Below are 504 nucleotides of genomic sequence, written 5' to 3'. Positions count from 1 at the left end.
ACAAGCTGTGACCGTCTCCGGGAGCTGCATGTGTCAGAGGTTTTCACCGTCATCACCGAAACGCGCGAGACGAAAGGGCCTCGTGATACGCCTATTTTTATAGGTTAATGTCATGATAATAATGGTTTCTTAGACGTCAGGTGGCACTTTTCGGGTAAATGTGCGCGGAACCCCTATTTGTTTATTTTTCTAAATACATTCAAATATGTATCCGCTCATGAGACAATAACCCTGATAAATGCTTCAATAATATTGAAAAAGGAAGAGTATGAGTATTCAACATTTCCGTGTCGCCCTTATTCCCTTTTTTGCGGCATTTTGCCTTCCTGTTTTTGCTCACCCAGAAACGCTGGTGAAAGTAAAAGATGCTGAAGATCAGTTGGGTGCACGAGTGGGTTACATCGAACTGGATCTCAACAGCGGTAAGATCCTTGAGAGTTTTCGCCCCGAAGAACGTTTTCCAATGATGAGCACTTTTAAAGTTCTGCTATGTGGCGCGGTATT

1 pseudogene is annotated in these 504 nt (G+C 43.5%); it reads left to right on the top strand.

Features of this window, described 5'->3' with window-relative positions:
- Window positions 1-268 precede the first annotated feature (268 nt).
- Window positions 269-504 (top strand): annotated as a pseudogene (locus BN4575_RS20515) (TEM family class A beta-lactamase); the annotation flags it as partial.

The sequence above is a fragment of the Aeromonas sp. EERV15 genome, from assembly GCF_900079845.1.
Classification (GTDB): Bacteria; Pseudomonadota; Gammaproteobacteria; order Enterobacterales; family Aeromonadaceae; genus Aeromonas; species Aeromonas sobria.
The sequence above is the reverse complement of the archived record's forward strand: the minus strand, read 5'-3'. Positions and strand labels throughout refer to the sequence as shown.